Below are 16,058 nucleotides of genomic sequence, written 5' to 3' on the forward strand. Positions count from 1 at the left end.
CGGCGGACAGGCCAGCCCGGAGCGGTGGCGCTCCAAGACGTCGCGTGACCTGCGCAGATGCGGCAGCGCACACCCCGGCACAACGGGTTTGGCGCGGTATGACCGTGGTAGTTGAATCAGGCGCCGTCCCGAGACCGTGGAGGTGGAACATGACTGTCGAGATGACCCGCCTGACGAACGAGTCGACGGAGTGCCGCGTCGCTCGCGAGGAGCTACGGCTGGCCGAGATCGACCTGATGCGCCAGCGCGAGCGGGTGGCCGAGTTACGCCGCAGGATGCCGCCGGGGACGGTGGTCGAGGACTATGTCTTCGATGAAGGCCCGGCCGATCTGGCGGCCGGGGATGAACCGGTCCGCCAGGTCAGGCTGAGCGAGCTGTTCAGCGGACCTGACCGATCCTTGATCGTGTACCACTTCATGTACGGCAAGGCCCAGCACTCGCCGTGCCCGATGTGCACGATGTGGATCGACGGGTTCAACGCCGTGGTCGACCATGTGGCCCAGAACGCCGACTTCGTCGTCGTGGCTGCGGCCGGCCTGCCGGCGTTGCGGTTCCACGCCCGCGCTCGCGGGTGGACCCGGCTACGGCTGCTCAGCGCGGGGACCGGCACGTTCAAGTACGACCTGGCCAGCGAGGACGAGGCGGGGGCACAGGACTCGACCATCTCGGTTTTCACCCGGGCCGCCGACGGAACGGTCAGGCATTTTTACACGAGCCATCCGTGGATGTCCGACGAAATACGTGAGCGCGGCGTCGACCTGTACAACCCGGTGTGGCACCTGCTCGACCTGACACCGGCGGGGCGGGGCGAGTGGTATCCGGAGCTGCACTACAAGCCCTGAGCCCCAGATCCTGGGTGTGGGCCCCGATGGGCACGTCAGGAATGACGCCGGCGACGTAGCGTTGCAGGCGAGAGGTCCACCGGCTCCCACTACGGCAACATCGGAGAGGAGTGGTGATGACGACGTTCGACAAGGCAAAGGCGTCCGCCAAGCGTGGCGTGGCGCGCGGCCGGGAGCGAATCGACTTCGTACGGGCCCAGCGGCGGCGTAACGAGCTGCTGCAGGAGCTCGGTGAGGCGTACTACGCCGAGTACTCCGGAACGGCAACGCATGAGGCCGTGGCCGGCAAGCTTGCCGCCCTGGACACCCAGGCGGAGGAGCTGCGCAAATTGTCGGGTCGACCGGGCCTGACCCGGCGGGCAAGGGACATCATGCACCCGGGCACCGAGTGCGTCGGCGAGAACGACAGCATCGAGACCGCCGCGCAGAAGATGCGCGACCTCGGTGTCGGTTCGCTGCCGATCTGCGGCACGGACGACCGGCTGCACGGCATCATCACCGACCGCGACATCGCCGTGAGGTGCATCGCGGAAGGCGACGACCCCCGCGAGGTGACGGCGCGTGATCTCGCCCAGGAGAGGTTGTTCTGGGTCGAAGCCACGGCCGACGTCAGCGAGGTGCTGCAGGTGATGGAGAGCCACCAGGTCAAGCGGTTGCCGGTGATCGAGAACCGCCGCCTGGTCGGCATCATCAGCGAGTCGGATCTGGCCCGCAACCTCGACGATCACCGGCTCGCCGAGTTCGTCGAGCGGGTCTACTCGACGTCGTAACCGCAGAGGAACCCATTCGCGGCCGGGCCACGCCGTGGCTCGGCCACCACCCTCCGGGCCATGAGGCCGCGGAGCAGTGCCGAAGCCCTGACATCGCTACTCTGCGTAAACCTGCTCCGCGTTAAACTCGGAATCGTGATCGTGGACCTGTCGCACGAGATCGCCGCCGGACTCCTCACCCGCGCGCTCGAGATCGAGTCGCTGGGCCTGCTCGGCAATACCGGCACCTACCTCGACGCGCCGTACCACTACCACGCCGACCGGGCCGACCTCGCACAGCTGCCACTCGAACGGCTGGTCAACGTATCGATCACGACCGTACGCGCCTTCGGCCGGACCTCAGTGACCGCAGCCGACCTCGGCAACCCCGACCTGCTGTGGGGACGCGCTGTCCTGGTGCACACCGGCTGGGCCCATCACTGGGCCACATCCCGCTACCTCGACCTGGACTGCCCGCACCTGGCCGCTGACGCCGTCGACAAGCTCGTTGACGCCAACGCCGCGCTCGTCGGCATCGACTCGCTCAACATCGACGACCCGACCGACCCGAGACAACCCGCCCATCAGCGGCTGCTCGGCGCCGACATCCCGATCATCGAGCACCTGACCAACCTCGAGTCAGTACCCGACACCGGGGCCCGCCTGACCGCCCTCCCAGCGCCGGCACGCGCGATGGCGTCGTTCCCCGTGCGCGCCGTTGCGGTCTACAACGGTTAGGTTGCGGGGTTTCCATCCGGGCGGAGCGAGGCGCTCCAAGACGCAGCGACGCAGCGACACGCACCACGCACGCCGCGCTATAGTCGCTGTTGGGACCCCGACGCGCACGGATGGTGGCGACTTGCCATGGGTCCATTGCTCATAACACTGCTGCTCCTGGCGATAGCCGGATATGTGGCCAGTGCCCGGATCGTCCGGCAGTTCGAGCGTGGTCTGATCTTCCGGCTCGGCCGTCTGCGGGACGAGACGCGTGGGCCGGGTCTGACCCTGATCGTGCCGCTGATGGACCGGCTGCAGAAGGTCAACCTGCAGATCGTCACCCTGCCGGTGCCGGCACAGGATGGCATCACCCGCGACAACGTGACCGTCAAGGTGGACGCGGTGGTGTATTTCCGTGTCATCGACCCGGTCCGCGCCGTCGTCAACGTGCAGGACTACATGTTCGCGGTCCTCCAGGTGGCACAGACGTCCCTGCGTTCGATCATCGGCAAGAGCGACCTCGACGAGCTGTTGACCAATCGCGAGCGGCTCAACCAGGGTCTGGAGGTCATGATCGACAGCCCGGCGATCGATTGGGGCGTCCACATCGACCGGGTGGAGGTCAAGGACGTGTCGCTGCCGGAATCGATGAAACGCTCGATGTCCCGGCAGGCCGAGGCGGAGCGTGAGCGGCGCGCCCGGATCATCACCGCTGACGGTGAGCTGCAGGCGTCGCACAAGCTCGCTGACGCCGCGGCCACGATGGCGCGGACACCGACCGCGCTGCAACTGCGGCTGCTGGAGACGGTGGTCGAGGTGGCGGCCGAGAAGAACTCGACGCTGGTCCTGCCGTTCCCGGTCGAACTGCTGCGCTTTCTGGACAAGCCGGAGTCGGCGCAGGCCCGGGCATTGGAGACGGAGCACGCCTCCGAGCTGTCCGGGTCCACGCCGCGCGCCGCCCTGCGCGGCCGCGAACACGGGCAACCCGAGTTTCGGCGCCGCACACGGCGCAAGGACGTAGCGCGGTCAGGGACGTAGCCCGGCGACGCAGAGCGGTAGGGACGGTTCGACCGGATGCGACTGCGTGCCTCCCCGCCGGCTGCTCCGTGGCGGCGACACTCACGCCGGAGGTGGCGGCCCTTCCGGCGGTGTCTGCCGCGACGGCAGTTCCGCCTGGATGCGGCGCCAGTGGTAGAAGTACACGGGACCGGCGATCAGCAGCAGCGCGCCGGAGCTGATCACGCCGAGCACGGACTGACGCTGCTGCGAGTCCCGCGCCGCCCGGTCGAGGCGCTCCTGCTCCTCGGGACCGAAGCTCGGGTCTTTCACGGGCGCCGGGATGTAGTACCCAGGGTCGGGATAGAAGAGTTCGACCGCGCTGCGGACGAGGTTCACCGCGGCGAAGATCGAGATCACCAACGTGATCAGGCAGACCAGATACAGGTAAAGGTTGCGCAGGCTGAAGCGCTCCTGAATCGCCACGACGGCCTCTTCTCCACGGGTGGCCCGGGTCACCGCATTCCTGCGGTCGTCGTCCCGCTCATGCGGCCGGCGGGACACTACCCGTTCGCGGCCCGGCCAAGCCCCTGTCGCGGCTGTGATCGATCCGGAGCGCCCCATCGGCTCAGGTCCGCGCGAGCGCCGGGCTGGCAGGTATTACACACCGCGGGCAGCCCGCCGCAGCGTCAGGACGGCAGCGGGAGCCAGGCGAGGACGTCGCGGATCTTGTCGTCCCAGTGGGTCCATTCGTGGGTGCCGGCGCTGAACCGGGACGTCAGCGGGATGCCTCGTTGCGCGCAGGCGTCGCGGAAGCGGACGTTGCCGTCGTACAGGGCGTCCTCGGTGCCGCACCACTGGAACAACGGCGGCGGGTCGGCGACCTTGTCCAGCAGCGCCAGCAGGTCGTTGTCGCTGCCGTCGAACGGGGTGTCGCCGAAGACGCGCCGCCACATGAGCGGGTCGACCTCGGACACCATGGTGCGCATCCGGTCGCCGAGGTCCAGGACACCGGAGAGGCTGGCCGCCGCGCCGAAGCGCTCGGGGTGGCGCAGGGCGAGCTTGAACGCGCCGTAGCCGCCCATCGACAGGCCCGCCACGTACGTCTCCTCCGGGCGGGACGACAGGCGGAAGAAGCTGCGCGCGATCGCCGGCAGCTCGTCGGCCACGAACGTCCAGTACGGGCGGCCCCACGCCTCGTCGGTGTAGAAGCTGCGCTGCACCTGCGGCATGACCACGGCGATGCCCAGCTCCGCGACGTACCGCTCGATCGACGTGTGCCGGGTCCAGATGGTGTCGTCGTCGCTGAGGCCGTGCAGCAGGTACAGCGTGGGCACGTCACCGTCGCGGCCGCTGCCGGACACGCCGATCTGCGCGGTGGTGCGCTGGGGCAGCACGACGGTCATCGACGTACTGAAGCCGAGGACATCGGAGAAGAAATCGCAGCGCATCAGAGCCATACCCCACCCTAAGGTGGGTGAGTGGAACGCCGTGCCGACGCCGCCCTCGCCGCGTTGTCGGTGGCCACGTTCACGTTCGTCACCGTCGAGGTGATGCCGATCGGGTTGCTGACCCTGATCGCCGACGACCTGCAGCGCAGCCGCGCCGAGGTGGGGTTGCTGCTCACGGGGTATGCGGCGGTCGTGGTGCTGCTGTCGGTGCCGATGGCGGCGCTGACCCGCAGGATGCCGCGGCGGCTGCTGCTCGGCACGACCCTGGGGGTCTCCGCGGCGGCGACCGCGGTCTCGGCCGTGGCGAGCACCTACGAGATGCTGCTCGGGGCGCGGCTCGTCGTCGCGCTGACCCAGGCACTGTTCTGGTCGATCGTCGGGTCGACCGCGACCGCGATGTTCCACCCGTCGCAGCGCGGGCGCACGGTGGCCCGCATGTCGATCGGGGCGTCGCTCGCCCCGGTGCTCGGCGTGCCGCTCGGCACATGGCTGGGGCAGCAGCTGGGGTGGCGGGCCGCGTTCGGGGTGATGGCCGTGATCGGCGCCGCGACGTGCGTGGCGGTCGTGGCGCTGCTGCCCGACGCGCTGCCGTCGGGTGCCGCCTCTGCCAGGGCCGCCACGCCGGACCGGCGGCGGTATCTGCTGCTCCTGCTGGTCACGACGCTGGTCGTGGCGGGGGCGATGACCGCACAGACCTACGTGACGCCGTTCCTGCTGGACGTGACGCACTTCGCCGCGGCGTCGCTCGGGCCGCTGCTGCTGGTCTCCGGTGCCGGCGGGGTCGTCGGTACGCTCGTCGTCGGCCGGTTCCTGGACCGGCACCCGTGGCCCGCGCTCGCGGTGCCGGTGGCGCTGCTGTGTGCCGCGGCCGTCGTGCAGTACGCGGGCGGCACCGTGCCGGCCCTGGTCATCGTGGCCCTGGCCGCGACCGGCGCGGCGTATGCGGCGTTCGCGGCCGCGGTGCAGAACCGGGTCCTGCAGGTCGCGCCGGGCAGCACCGACATGGCGTCGGCGGGCAGCAGCTCCTCGTTCAACATCGGCATCTCGGGCGGCTCGTTCGTCGGCGGGCTGATCATCGAGGACGTCAGCGTGCGCGCGGTCGCGCTCGCCGCCGCGCTGCTCATCGCCGCGGCCCTCGCGGCGCTGCTGCTCGACCCGCTGCTGTCGGCGGGGGACACCCCGGCCGGGGCGGCGCCGACGCACGAACCGCTCAAGGCCACCGCATGTCCGGAAAAGTCCGGTAATCCGAACGTGTGACCGCTGTCGGATCTCCTACATTCTGATTTGTATCAACCCGAAAACAGCGATAACGCGTCTCAGCTGAACCGCTTCCACCTGCCGAAATGCTGGCACGGAAATACACCTGTACCAATTCGGAATCGGCCGGAAGTGTACTCCGCGCAATAGGCGGCCTCGCCTACGATCGGGCTGGTTCAGGCAGTTTTCCAGGGGATCAGCGTGAGGGGGCAGGCAAGTGGCGGACGAGCAGGCCGCGACCGTCCGCACCACGCCCGCCGAGAAACGAGCGTTGGCGCGGCGCCTCCGCGACGCAGACACCCACCGTGCCTACGCGGCCTGCAACACCCTCACCGGCCCCCTCACCACCCCTGCCGGCCCCCACTTGCCGGTCGTGTACAGAAGCACGGCCGGGCCGGCGCAGCGGTTCATGCTCAGCGTCCTGATCTCGCTGAATTTTCTTACCGCGATCGTCTTCATCGGCTGGCTCGCCCTGCCACGGCACATCCCCGGCGCGATGTCCGGCGCCGACGCCACCGACTGGCACGTGATCGTCGCCCGGGTCGCGTTCTGCTTCGTGATCCTCGTCGAGCTGGTGCGGTTGCTGCAGAACCTCGCCGTGTGGGTGTTCGCGTGGAAGGCCGCCGACCCGGTGCCGATGGTGCCGGAGCCGGGGCTGCGCATCGCGATGCTCACCACGATCGTGCCGGCGAAGGAGCCGATCGACGTGGTCGAGCGGTCGCTGAAGGCGATGCAGAAGGTCCGCTACCCGGGCCACGTCGACATCTGGATCCTCGACGAGGGCAACGACCCGCGGGTGAAGGCGATGGCCAAGAAGCTCGGCGTGAAGCACTTCAGCCGCCGCGGCAGGCCGGAGTTCAACCAGCCCGACGGCCCGTTCCGTACCAAGACGAAGGCCGGCAACCACAACGCGTGGCGCTTCACCCACGAGCACGTCTACGACGTGGTGGCGCAGATGGACCCCGACCACGTCCCGCTGCCGAGCTTCCTGGAGCGCACCGTCGGCTACTTCCGCGACCCCGACGTCGCGTTCGTCGTCGCCCCGCAGGTGTACGGCAACATGTACGGCGGCTGGGTCGTGCACGGCGCGTCGGTGCAGCAGTACCTGTTCAGCGGGCTGATCGAGCGCGGCGGCAACGGCCTGGGCGCGCCGCTGCTCATCGGCACCAACCACCTCTACCGGCCCCTGGCGTGGGCGCTGATCGACGGGTACCAGGACAGCATCATCGAGGACCACCTCACCTCGATGGTCGTGATGGGCTCGAACAACCCGCTCACCGACCGGCGCTGGAAGGGCGTCTACACCCCCGACGTGATCGCCGTCGGGGAGGGCCCGACGACCTGGACGGACTACTTCAACCAGCAGAAACGCTGGGCCTACGGGGTGTGGGAGATCCTGCTGCGCCGCAGCCGCCAGCACCTGCGCAAGCTCAGCGCCGCGCAGCGGCTCTGCTACGGCCTGGTCCAGTCCTACTACCCGAGCGTCGCGCTGTCCGCGGTGTCCGGGACCCTCGCCACCGCCACGTACCTGGGCTTCGGCATCGGCGCGATGCGGGTCGAGTGGCAGCTGTGGCTGATCCTGTGGTCGGCGAGCATGGGCAGCTGGGCGCTGCTGTGGCTGTGGCTGCGCCGGTTCAACCTCGCGGAGCACGAGCGTCGCGAGCTCGGCGTGCACGGCATGCTGCTGGCCTTGTTCGCGGTCCCGGTGTACGTCGTTGCCGGGGTCGCCGCCCTGCTGCGCCGCCCCCTCGCGTACGCGGTGACCGCGAAGGGCCGCCTCGCCAGCGCCGACGGCCCGCGCTCGTTCCGGCTGCATGCCGCGTGGGCGGGGGTGTCCGCGGCGCTGCTCGGGGTCAGCGTGTGGCTCGGTCACCACTCCGACGCGCTGCGGTTCTGGTCGGCGCTGAGCATCGTCGCCGGGATCTCACCGCCGCTCATCGCCTGGATCACGTGGCTGCGCAACCGGCGGATCACCGTGCAGGAGGCCGACCTGACCCAGCAGACCGGCCCACTCGTGATGACCGTGCGCGGCAAGGCCGCCGTGGTCCGCGAGTCGATCACCACCACGTCGACGATCCGGCTGTCGGACCTGCCGCACGTGCCCGGACTCGACCTCATCGTCCCTGGCGGCCGGCCCGCGCCCGTGGTTGAGAAGGAGCCGGTGTGATCACGCTGCCCCGGCTCATGCTCGCCGCGCTGCTGCTCGTCGGCGGCTACACGTTCGTGGTCGCGCCGCGGGTGGCCGCCGAGACCGGCCCCGCGGTGCGCTGGGAGACCAAGCGGGTCGAGCCGCGCCCCACGTTCACGCCCGGCCCTTCCCCGTCGCGCCAGGTGACGTTCCCGCCGGCGGGCAAGGCGTTCTTCGGCGTGTTCACCTCGCGCGGCCCGGCCGACCTGACCGAGTACGACGGGTTCGCCGCCGCCGCCGGCAAACAGCCGCAGGTGATGATGTTCGCGCAGGGCTGGGCGGTGGCCAAGACGTTCGACCGGCAACCGTTCGACCGCATCACGAACCGGGGCATGCTGCCGATGCTCGCCTGGGAGCCGTGGAACTTCCGGTCCGAGTCCAAGCAGGACCGGCAGCGCGGCGAGCAGCCCGACTACAAGCTGTCGAAGATCACCGGCGGGGCCTACGACCCGTACGTGAAGGCGTGGGCCGAGGGGATCAAGAACCTCGGCTACCCCGTCGCGATCCGCTTCGCGCACGAGATGAACGGCTACTGGTATCCGTGGTGCGAGTCGGCCAACGGCAACCGCAAGGGCGACTACGTCGCGGCGTGGCGGCACGTGCACGACCTGTTCCGCGACGCCGGCGCCCGCAACGTCATCTGGGTGTGGAGCCCCAACGTCGCCTACGACGGCTCGCCCCCGCTGCAGCAGCTGTACCCCGGCGACGCCTACGTCGACTGGGTCGGCCTGTCCGGCTACTACGGCACCGGCGGCCTCGAGGCGTATCAGACCTTCGACCAGATCTACCGCAAGACCCTCACCGAGGTCAGGAACATCAGCAAACGGCCCGTCGTCGTCACCGAGGTCGCCGCCACCGACGCCGCCGGCCGCAAGGCCGAGTGGATCACCGACCTGCTCAAGACCCTGCCGAAGCACCCGGAGATCATCGGGTTCCTCTGGTACGAGTCGGTCAAGGAGACCGACTGGCGCATCGCGGCGACCCCCGCGGCGTCGAAGGCGTTCGCCGCCGGCATCGCCCAGCCGTACTTCACCGCCACCTACTCGCCCGACATGGTGCCCCGCACCGCGGCAAGGAGCACACCATGACCGGTCAGCGAAGCGGCTCGGACCGGTCATCATGTGGCAGCGTTGCGTCAGGCCGACGCCGGAGCGAAGCGGAGGTGGCGGCATGACCGGTCAGCGAAGCGGCTCGGACCGGTCATCATATGGCAGCGTTGCGTCAGACCGACGCCGGAGCGAAGCGGAGGTGGCGGCATGACCGGTCAGCGAAGCGGCTCGGACCGGTCATCATGTGGCAGCGTTGCGTCAGGCCGACGCCGGAGCGAAGCGGAGGTGGCGGCATGACCGGTTACGTCGTCGGCATCGACCTGGGCACCTCCAACACCGTCGCGGTGATCCGCTCCCCCGACGGGCGGCGCCGCCCTGTGCTGTTCGACGGCGCGCCGCTCATGCCGTCCGCGGTGTTCCTGCAGGACAACGGCCAGCTCGCGGTCGGTCGTGACGCACAGCGCCTCGCCCAGCTCGACCCGGCCCGCTACGAGCCGAACCCGAAGCGCCGCATCGACGAGACCACGGTCCTGCTCGGCAACACCGAGGTCCCGACCCGGGAGATGCTCGCCTCCGTGCTGCGGGCCGTGGCCGTCGGGGTCGCGGAGGTCGCCCGTACCCCACCGCCGGTCGTGCTCACGTATCCGGCGTCGTGGGCGCACACCCGCCGCTCCCTGCTGCAGGAGGCGGCGGCCGCGGCGGGCTGGCGGCAGGTGAGCCTGGTGCCCGAGCCGGTCGCCGCCGCCCGCTACTTCATCAGCGCCCTCAACCACCCGCTGCCCCGCGGCGCGGCCATGGTCGTCTACGACTTCGGCGGCGGCACCATCGACATCGCCGTGGTCCGCCACGACGAGGCCGGCTTCACCGTCATCGGCGCCGGGGGTCTCGAGGACGTCGGCGGCCTCGACATCGACGCGACCCTCGTCGAACACGTCGGAAGCCTCCTGCGCCGCACCGACCCTGCCGTCTGGCAACGCCTGCAGCACCCCGTCACGTCGCAGGACCGCCGCGACCGGCGGCTGTTCTGGGAGGACGTCCGCGGCGCCAAGGAAATGCTGTCACGCACCGCCACCGCGCCGATCTCCGTGCCCGGCGTCGAGTCGGCGCTGCACCTCACCCGCGACGAGCTGGAAGCGCTGGTCGAGCCGATGCTGCGCCAGACGATCGCGGAGACCGCCCGGGTCGTGGCGAGCTGCAAGCTGGCGCCGAACCAGCTCACCGGGATCATGCTCGTCGGCGGGTCGTCACGGGTGCCGCTGGTCGCCCGCATGCTGCACCGCTCGCTCGGCATCGTGCCGACCGTCCTGGAGCAGCCGGAGCTGCCGGTCGCCGAGGGCGCCGTCGTCCACCCCGCGGAGCTCGCCGGGGCACCCGCCACCGGCACGGCGTCCGTCGGCGGCCCGCCGCGGCAGAACGTGTACCAGACCCAGGGCTACCCGGCGCAGCAGGTCACGGGGCACAGCGGCGTCGTCTACGGCACGCAGGCCTCCGCCGCGGTGCCGGTCTCCCCCGTCTCGCCCGTGTCCCCCGCCGACGCACCGGTGTCGGCGGTGCCCGTCTCCGGGATCCCGGTGTCCGCCGCGCCCGTCTCGGGTTCCCCGGTGTCCGCTGTACCGGTGTCCGGTGGGCCGGTCTCCGCACCGCCCGTGCCCGTGCCCGGTGCCCCGGCGCCGCCGCCGGGGAAGCGGCGCCGCCTTGCGCTCATTGCGGCGGCCGTCGTGGTGCTGCTGCTCGTCGCCGGGGGTGCCGCATGGTGGCTCACCAGGCCGGACCTGCTCGGCTCCTGGGAGACCCTGCCGCAGGTGCCGACCAAGCGCGGAGACACCCCCGTCGACATCGAGGGCGCCGGCGCGGCGTTCCTCAACGACAAGCTGTACATCATCGGCGGCTACACGGCCGACAACCCGCGCGAGCAGCTGAACACGGTGTGGGTCTTCGACACCAGGTCCGGCAAGTGGGAACCGGGGCCGCCGCTGCAGTCCGCGACGACCCAGATGGCGGTGGTGGTCACCCCGGAAAAGGAGCTGTACATCCTCGGCGGCTACACCAAGAGCGGCGCCACCGCGAACACCTACCGGCTCGACGGCGACACCTGGAGGGAGATGACCGAGCTGCCCGAGCCGCGTCTGGCCGGCGCCGCGGTCTGGGACGGGACCACGATCATCTTCGCCGGTGGTGTCGGCGCGGACGGCGACGCGAAGGACACCATCTGGAAGCACGAGGCCGACGGAGAGTCCTGGACCGTCGCCGGCAGGCTGCAGCACCCCCGCACGAAACTGACGGCGGGCACCGACGGCGCCGGCACCGCCTGGTTCATCGGCGGCAGCGACGACAGCCAGACGTACGCCGACATCGACGTGCTCATCAAGCAGACGGTCACGCCGAGCACGATGCGGCTGCCCGAGGCCCGCGAGGGCGCCTCCGCCGTCGTCCTGGAGGGCTTCGGCCTGTGCGTCCTCGGCGGCGCCAACGGCGAGAAGTACTTCCAGTGGTGGTGCGCGACGAGCGGCGTCGCCGATCGGCTGCCGAAGCTCGCCGTCCCTCGCGCCGGGATGGCCGTCACCACCACCGGCAGCACCGTGTACGCCGTCGGCGGCTACAACACCGCGAAGAATTCCAAGGGCAGCCGCGACGCGGAACGCTTCACCGCCACGGAGTCCTGAGCGCTACCGCAGGTTCAGCCCGCCGTCGAGGAGGATCACCTCGCCGGTCAGGTAGGCGTTGCCGATCACGGCGGCGATGAGGTCGGCGACGTCGGACGGCTGGGCCGGGCGGCGCATGGGACTGGCCGTGTTCCACAGCGCGTGCGCGTCGGCCCAGTCCTTGGTCAGCGGCGTGTCGACCAGTCCCGGTGCGACGGCGTTGACCCGCACGTCCGGGCCGAGGGCCGCGGCCAGGAGCTTCGTGACGTGGTTCAACGCGGCCTTGCTGGCGGCGTACGCGACCGAGCTGCCCTTCGGGCGAACACCGGCGTGGCTGGTGACGTTCACGACGCAACCCTGCGACTCCCGCAGCGCCGGCAGCGCCGCCGTGCACAGCAGCCACGGCGCGATCAGGTTGACGTCCAGCAGCCGCCGCCAGTCCGCGGCCGTCAGCGCCTCCAGGTCCGCGTGCGGCACGGGCCAGCTGATCCCGGCGTTGTTCACCAGCACGTCGAGCCGCCCGTGCTCGGCCAGCACCCGCGGCACCAGTCCGGTCGCGGCCTCGTCGTCGGCCAGGTCGGCCTGCAGGTAGGTCCCGCCGAGCTCGGCCGCCAGCGCGGTCCCGGCCTCCCGGCTCGACCGGGAGTGGACCACCACGGTCATCCCATCGGCCGCCAGCCGCCGCGCCGTCGCCGCCCCGATCCCCGACGCCGACCCGGTCACCAACGCCACCTTCCGCATCGCGCCAGCCTAAGGCGTGCCGGCCCCTTCGACGGGTGCTTCGGCGGGTGCCAGGATGTCCGGATGTCTGTGCTGACCGACTACTTCGCCGCCGCGTCCGACGAGGTGGCGGCGACCGCCGCCGACGCCGACGCCGGACAGCCGCGGCTGCTCGATCTCACGCCGGAGGACGTGGCGGCCGGCAAGGCGCTGTACCGGACGTCACCCGACGAGGCGGCGCGCCCCCGGGTGCAGGTGACGCAGTCCGGAACGCTGGTCGTGCAGAGCCGGAGGATCGACCCGGCCATTGCTCTGGTCGGGCTGGAGAGGATCCTCACCGACCGGGCGTACGCCGAGGTCCGCACCGACCCCCGGCAGTCCGCACTGATCGGACCGGCCCGGGAGGAGGAGATCGACGGCGACGTGGTGCTGTCGGTCACGGACACGCTGCGCGACGCCCTGGCGTCGCTGGAGACGGCGGCGCTGCCCGAGGTGGCGCGGCAATGGGCGAAGGCGGAGTTCGACGCCGCCGCGGCGGACAGTCTGGCGGCGTTCCTCGTCGCCCTGACAGACCTGGCGCGGCGGGCCGTCAGCGCCGGCAACCGGCTCTACTGCCATGTGACCTTCTGAGCGTTCCTGCACGCGGCCTAGCATGGTCTCGATGACCACTTCCGGAACGCGACCCGACGCCGTCCCAACCGATCGAGCCCGGGTCGAGGAGGCCCTGCGACTGCTCTCCGGCACGCCGGCCGGACTCGGCGTCGCCGTCAAGAGACTCAGCCGCGGCAGTGGCGTCTACGCCTGGTGGGCCGCTCCGTCGGTCTTCCCCGATCTCCCCGGGCCGCCGAACGGCAGCGACCCGTCGCTGCGGCTGCTGTACCTCGGACGGGCGACCAGCCTGCGGGGCCGGATTCTGCGCAATCACCTGCGGCGTTCGGGCAGCTCGACGCTGCGCCGCACCCTGGCCGGCCTCCTGGTGTCCGAGAGCTACCGGACGACCTGGACCGATCGCGTCGTCCTGGTCGCCGAGGACGAGACACGGCTGACCGCGTGGATGCACGCACACCTGCGCCTCACCTGGGCGGAGGACAAGGAGCCGGCAACCATCGAGGCCGAACTCGTCCAGCGGCTGCACCCACCGCTCAACGTGCACGGCGTCGATCCCGAGCACCTCCAGGCGGCCGTGGTCGCCGCCAAGCACTCGTACAACACCAGCAGCCACCCGCCCGAGCCCGCGCAGACGCCGTAACCGCCTGCTCGGCCACACCGAGGGCCGGCACCCTCGAACGGCTGCTGGGCGGAGATCGTGCGGACGCGAACCGATTCAGGCATGCAGTGCAGCGTGCCTCGTCTTTGCGGATCCGCGACGCGTACGACCGCGACAGCGGCGGGTTCTGAGCCTACGATGCGTGCCGTGGCGCACGTGCTGGTGGTCGACGACGACCCGCCCCTCGCGGACTCGCTGCGCCGTGCCCTCGTCTACGGCGGCCACCGGGTCACCGTCGCGGCCACCGGGCCGGCGGCGCTCGACGCGGTCGCCGCGGAGCGGCCCGACGTGGTGGTGCTCGACCGGATGCTGCCCGGCCTCGACGGGGTCGGGGTGTGCCGGCGGCTGCGGGCGACCGACCGGGACCTGCCGGTGCTCATGCTCACCGCCCGCGACGCCACCGCCGACCGCGTGGAGGGTCTGGACGCCGGCGCCGACGACTACCTCGTCAAACCGTTCGAGTACGACGAGCTGCTCGCCCGGGTGCGGGCGCTGCTGCGGCGGGCCCGGCCGGAGCGCCTGCAGTTCCAGGACGTGTGGCTGGACCCGGCCGCGCACGAGTGCCGCCGCGGCGAGGCCGTCCTCGACCTGACGGCGCTGGAGTTCCGGCTCCTGGAGCACTTCCTCGCCCACCCGCGGCAGGTGCTGAGCCGGGCGCGGCTCCTCGAGGCGGTGTGGGGCATCGACTTCGCCACCGGCAGCAACGTCGTGGACGTCTACGTCGGGTACCTGCGGGCGAAGCTCGGAGAGCCGCGCCTGCTGCACACGATCCGCGGTGTCGGCTACGTCCTGCGGGCACAGACAACGGCGGAGGCGGGCGGCTGATGTCGATCCGGCTGCGGATCACCCTGTTCGGGCTCGGCGTCGCCGGCGCCGTTCTCGGGCTGTTCTGCGCCGCGGTGTACCTGCTGCTCGCCGCCGGTGCGGCCGCAGGGCAGGACACCGCGCTCGCCGCCCGCGCCGACGCGGTCGCGCGGTCGATGACCGGGCCGCCACCCGCCGCGCAGGGCCCGGCACCGGCGGCCGTCGACGTGCGCACCAGCGCCGACATCTTCGTCATGGTCATGGACCCGCAGGGCCGGACGCTGTTCAGCACCGGCACCCTGGACGGCGGCCTCCCGTCGGTACCGGCGGCGACGCTCCGACTGAGACAGTCCACTGTGGACATCGGGGTGCCGGTGCGGGTCGCGGTGCGCGAGATCCCCGGCGGGCGCGTCGTGGCGGCGCAGACCACCCGGAAGGTCACCGACGACCGGCGTGGCCTGTTCGTGCTCGTGTGCGTCTACGCCGTCCTCGCGCTCGCCGCGGCCGCCGGGGCGACGTGGCTCGTCACCGGCAGGGCGCTGCGGCCGCTGCGGCAGCTGACCGGGCACGTGGAGCAGATCGGGCGGGAGCAGGACTTCTCCCGGCGGCTGCCGCCGGTGCCGGTCCGCGACGACGTGGGCCGGCTCACCGCCGCGTTCAACACGATGATGGAGCGGCTGCAGGGCAGCTACGCCGCGCAGCGGCGGTTCGTCGCCGACGCGTCGCACGAGCTGCGCACGCCGCTCACCACGATCCGCAACAACGCCGGGTTCCTGCAACGGCATCCGGGCGCGGCACCCGAGGACGTGGCCGCGGCGGTGCGCGACATCGCCGGGGAGAGCGCCCGTATGAGCCGTCTCGTCGAGCACCTGCTGACCCTCGCCCGGTCCGACGCGTCGGGGCTCGACCTCGCCCCGGTCGACCTGGGGTCCCTCGTCGCCGACGTGTGCCGGCAGGCGGAGGCGCAGCACCCGGACCGGCGGTTCCACCGCGCGATCACGCCGGCGCCGCCGGTGCACGGCTCCCTCGACGCGCTCACCCAGCTGGTGTGGATCCTGCTCGACAACGCGGTGAAGTACTCCGCGGCCGGCGGCAACGTGTGGGTCACCGTCACCCAGCGCGGCGACCGGGCGCAGCTCAACGTCACCGACGACGGCACCGGCATCCCGCCCGGCGCCGAGCGGCAGATCTTCGAACGGTTCCGCCGCGGCGACGAGGCCCGCACCGGCCCAGGCGCCGGACTCGGCCTGGCCATCGCACTGTCCATCGTGGACGCGCACGGCGGCACGATCGTCGCGGCGAACAACGCCACCGGCGGCGCGTCATTCGTCGCCGACCTGCCGCTCTCATCGTCTTCTTAACCTCGGCTCATCGCC

At 71.2% G+C, this 16,058-nt stretch carries 15 protein-coding genes; 12 read left to right on the top strand and 3 right to left on the bottom strand.

Annotated elements, in window-relative coordinates:
• Window positions 1–149: 149 nt before the first annotated feature.
• From OHA72_RS58605 to OHA72_RS58620, 4 genes are all read left to right on the top strand, one after another.
• Entirely contained in the window at window positions 150–842 is a 693-nt protein-coding gene (locus tag OHA72_RS58605; protein ID WP_327004758.1) for a DUF899 family protein, read from the top strand.
• A 116-nt stretch (window positions 843–958) separates the two neighbouring features.
• Complete coding sequence (locus tag OHA72_RS58610; protein WP_327004759.1) at window positions 959–1,612, top strand: CBS domain-containing protein; 654 nt, start codon at window positions 959–961, stop codon at window positions 1,610–1,612.
• Window positions 1,613–1,747: 135 nt separating this feature from the next.
• The gene (locus tag OHA72_RS58615; protein ID WP_327004760.1) at window positions 1,748–2,329 is read left to right on the top strand and encodes a cyclase family protein; all 582 of its coding nucleotides are present in this window, start codon (window positions 1,748–1,750) and stop codon (window positions 2,327–2,329) included.
• A 126-nt stretch (window positions 2,330–2,455) separates the two neighbouring features.
• Window positions 2,456–3,346: a slipin family protein gene (locus OHA72_RS58620; protein WP_327004761.1), complete on the top strand. Its 891-nt coding sequence runs from the start codon at window positions 2,456–2,458 to the stop codon at window positions 3,344–3,346.
• A gap of 81 nt (window positions 3,347–3,427) precedes the next feature.
• On the opposite strand, the gene OHA72_RS58625 is transcribed toward OHA72_RS58620, so the two are convergent.
• A complete protein-coding gene (locus tag OHA72_RS58625; RefSeq protein ID WP_327004762.1) occupies window positions 3,428–3,823 on the bottom strand; it encodes a hypothetical protein in 396 nt (131 codons plus the stop codon).
• A 170-nt stretch (window positions 3,824–3,993) separates the two neighbouring features.
• Window positions 3,994–4,764 (bottom strand): alpha/beta hydrolase, encoded by a 771-nt coding sequence (locus OHA72_RS58630; protein ID WP_327004763.1) that lies wholly within the window; start codon window positions 4,762–4,764, stop codon window positions 3,994–3,996.
• 21 nt (window positions 4,765–4,785) lie between these two features.
• Between OHA72_RS58630 and OHA72_RS58635 the strand changes: the two genes are divergently transcribed.
• The 4 genes from OHA72_RS58635 to OHA72_RS58650 all read left to right on the top strand — a co-directional run bounded on the left by OHA72_RS58635 (window position 4,786) and on the right by OHA72_RS58650 (window position 11,912).
• Complete coding sequence (locus OHA72_RS58635; protein WP_327004764.1) at window positions 4,786–6,012, top strand: MFS transporter; 1,227 nt, start codon at window positions 4,786–4,788, stop codon at window positions 6,010–6,012.
• Window positions 6,013–6,229: 217 nt separating this feature from the next.
• Window positions 6,230–8,179, top strand: coding sequence for a glycosyltransferase family 2 protein (locus OHA72_RS58640; protein WP_327004765.1), 1,950 nt, complete (start codon window positions 6,230–6,232; stop codon window positions 8,177–8,179).
• Window positions 8,176–9,288, top strand: a complete 1,113-nt coding sequence (locus OHA72_RS58645) for a glycoside hydrolase family 26 protein (protein ID WP_327004766.1) — start codon at window positions 8,176–8,178, stop codon at window positions 9,286–9,288. Before OHA72_RS58640 ends, OHA72_RS58645 begins: the two co-directional genes overlap by 4 nt.
• A 254-nt stretch (window positions 9,289–9,542) precedes the next feature.
• A complete protein-coding gene (locus OHA72_RS58650) occupies window positions 9,543–11,912 on the top strand; it encodes an Hsp70 family protein (protein WP_327004767.1) in 2,370 nt (789 codons plus the stop codon).
• Window positions 11,913–11,915: 3 nt separating this feature from the next.
• Here the strand turns inward: OHA72_RS58650 and OHA72_RS58655 are convergent, their stop codons facing one another.
• Entirely contained in the window at window positions 11,916–12,632 is a 717-nt protein-coding gene (locus OHA72_RS58655; RefSeq protein WP_327004768.1) for an SDR family NAD(P)-dependent oxidoreductase, read from the bottom strand.
• Window positions 12,633–12,695: 63 nt separating this feature from the next.
• Here OHA72_RS58655 and OHA72_RS58660 point away from each other — a divergent pair, with 63 nt between their 5' ends.
• From OHA72_RS58660 to OHA72_RS58675, 4 genes are all read left to right on the top strand, one after another.
• Window positions 12,696–13,241 carry a hypothetical protein gene (locus OHA72_RS58660; RefSeq protein ID WP_327004769.1) on the top strand — a complete coding sequence of 182 codons (546 nt, stop codon included), beginning with the start codon at window positions 12,696–12,698 and terminating at the stop codon, window positions 13,239–13,241.
• A 31-nt stretch (window positions 13,242–13,272) separates the two neighbouring features.
• Window positions 13,273–13,860 (top strand): GIY-YIG nuclease family protein, encoded by a 588-nt coding sequence (locus OHA72_RS58665; RefSeq protein ID WP_327004770.1) that lies wholly within the window; start codon window positions 13,273–13,275, stop codon window positions 13,858–13,860.
• A 165-nt stretch (window positions 13,861–14,025) separates the two neighbouring features.
• A complete protein-coding gene (locus OHA72_RS58670; protein ID WP_327004771.1) occupies window positions 14,026–14,703 on the top strand; it encodes a response regulator transcription factor in 678 nt (225 codons plus the stop codon).
• Complete coding sequence (locus tag OHA72_RS58675) at window positions 14,703–16,043, top strand: sensor histidine kinase (protein ID WP_327004772.1); 1,341 nt, start codon at window positions 14,703–14,705, stop codon at window positions 16,041–16,043. Before OHA72_RS58670 ends, OHA72_RS58675 begins: the two co-directional genes overlap by 1 nt.
• Window positions 16,044–16,058 lie beyond the last annotated feature (15 nt).

This window comes from Dactylosporangium sp. NBC_01737 (assembly GCF_035963215.1).
GTDB lineage: Bacteria > Actinomycetota > Actinomycetes > Mycobacteriales > Micromonosporaceae > Dactylosporangium.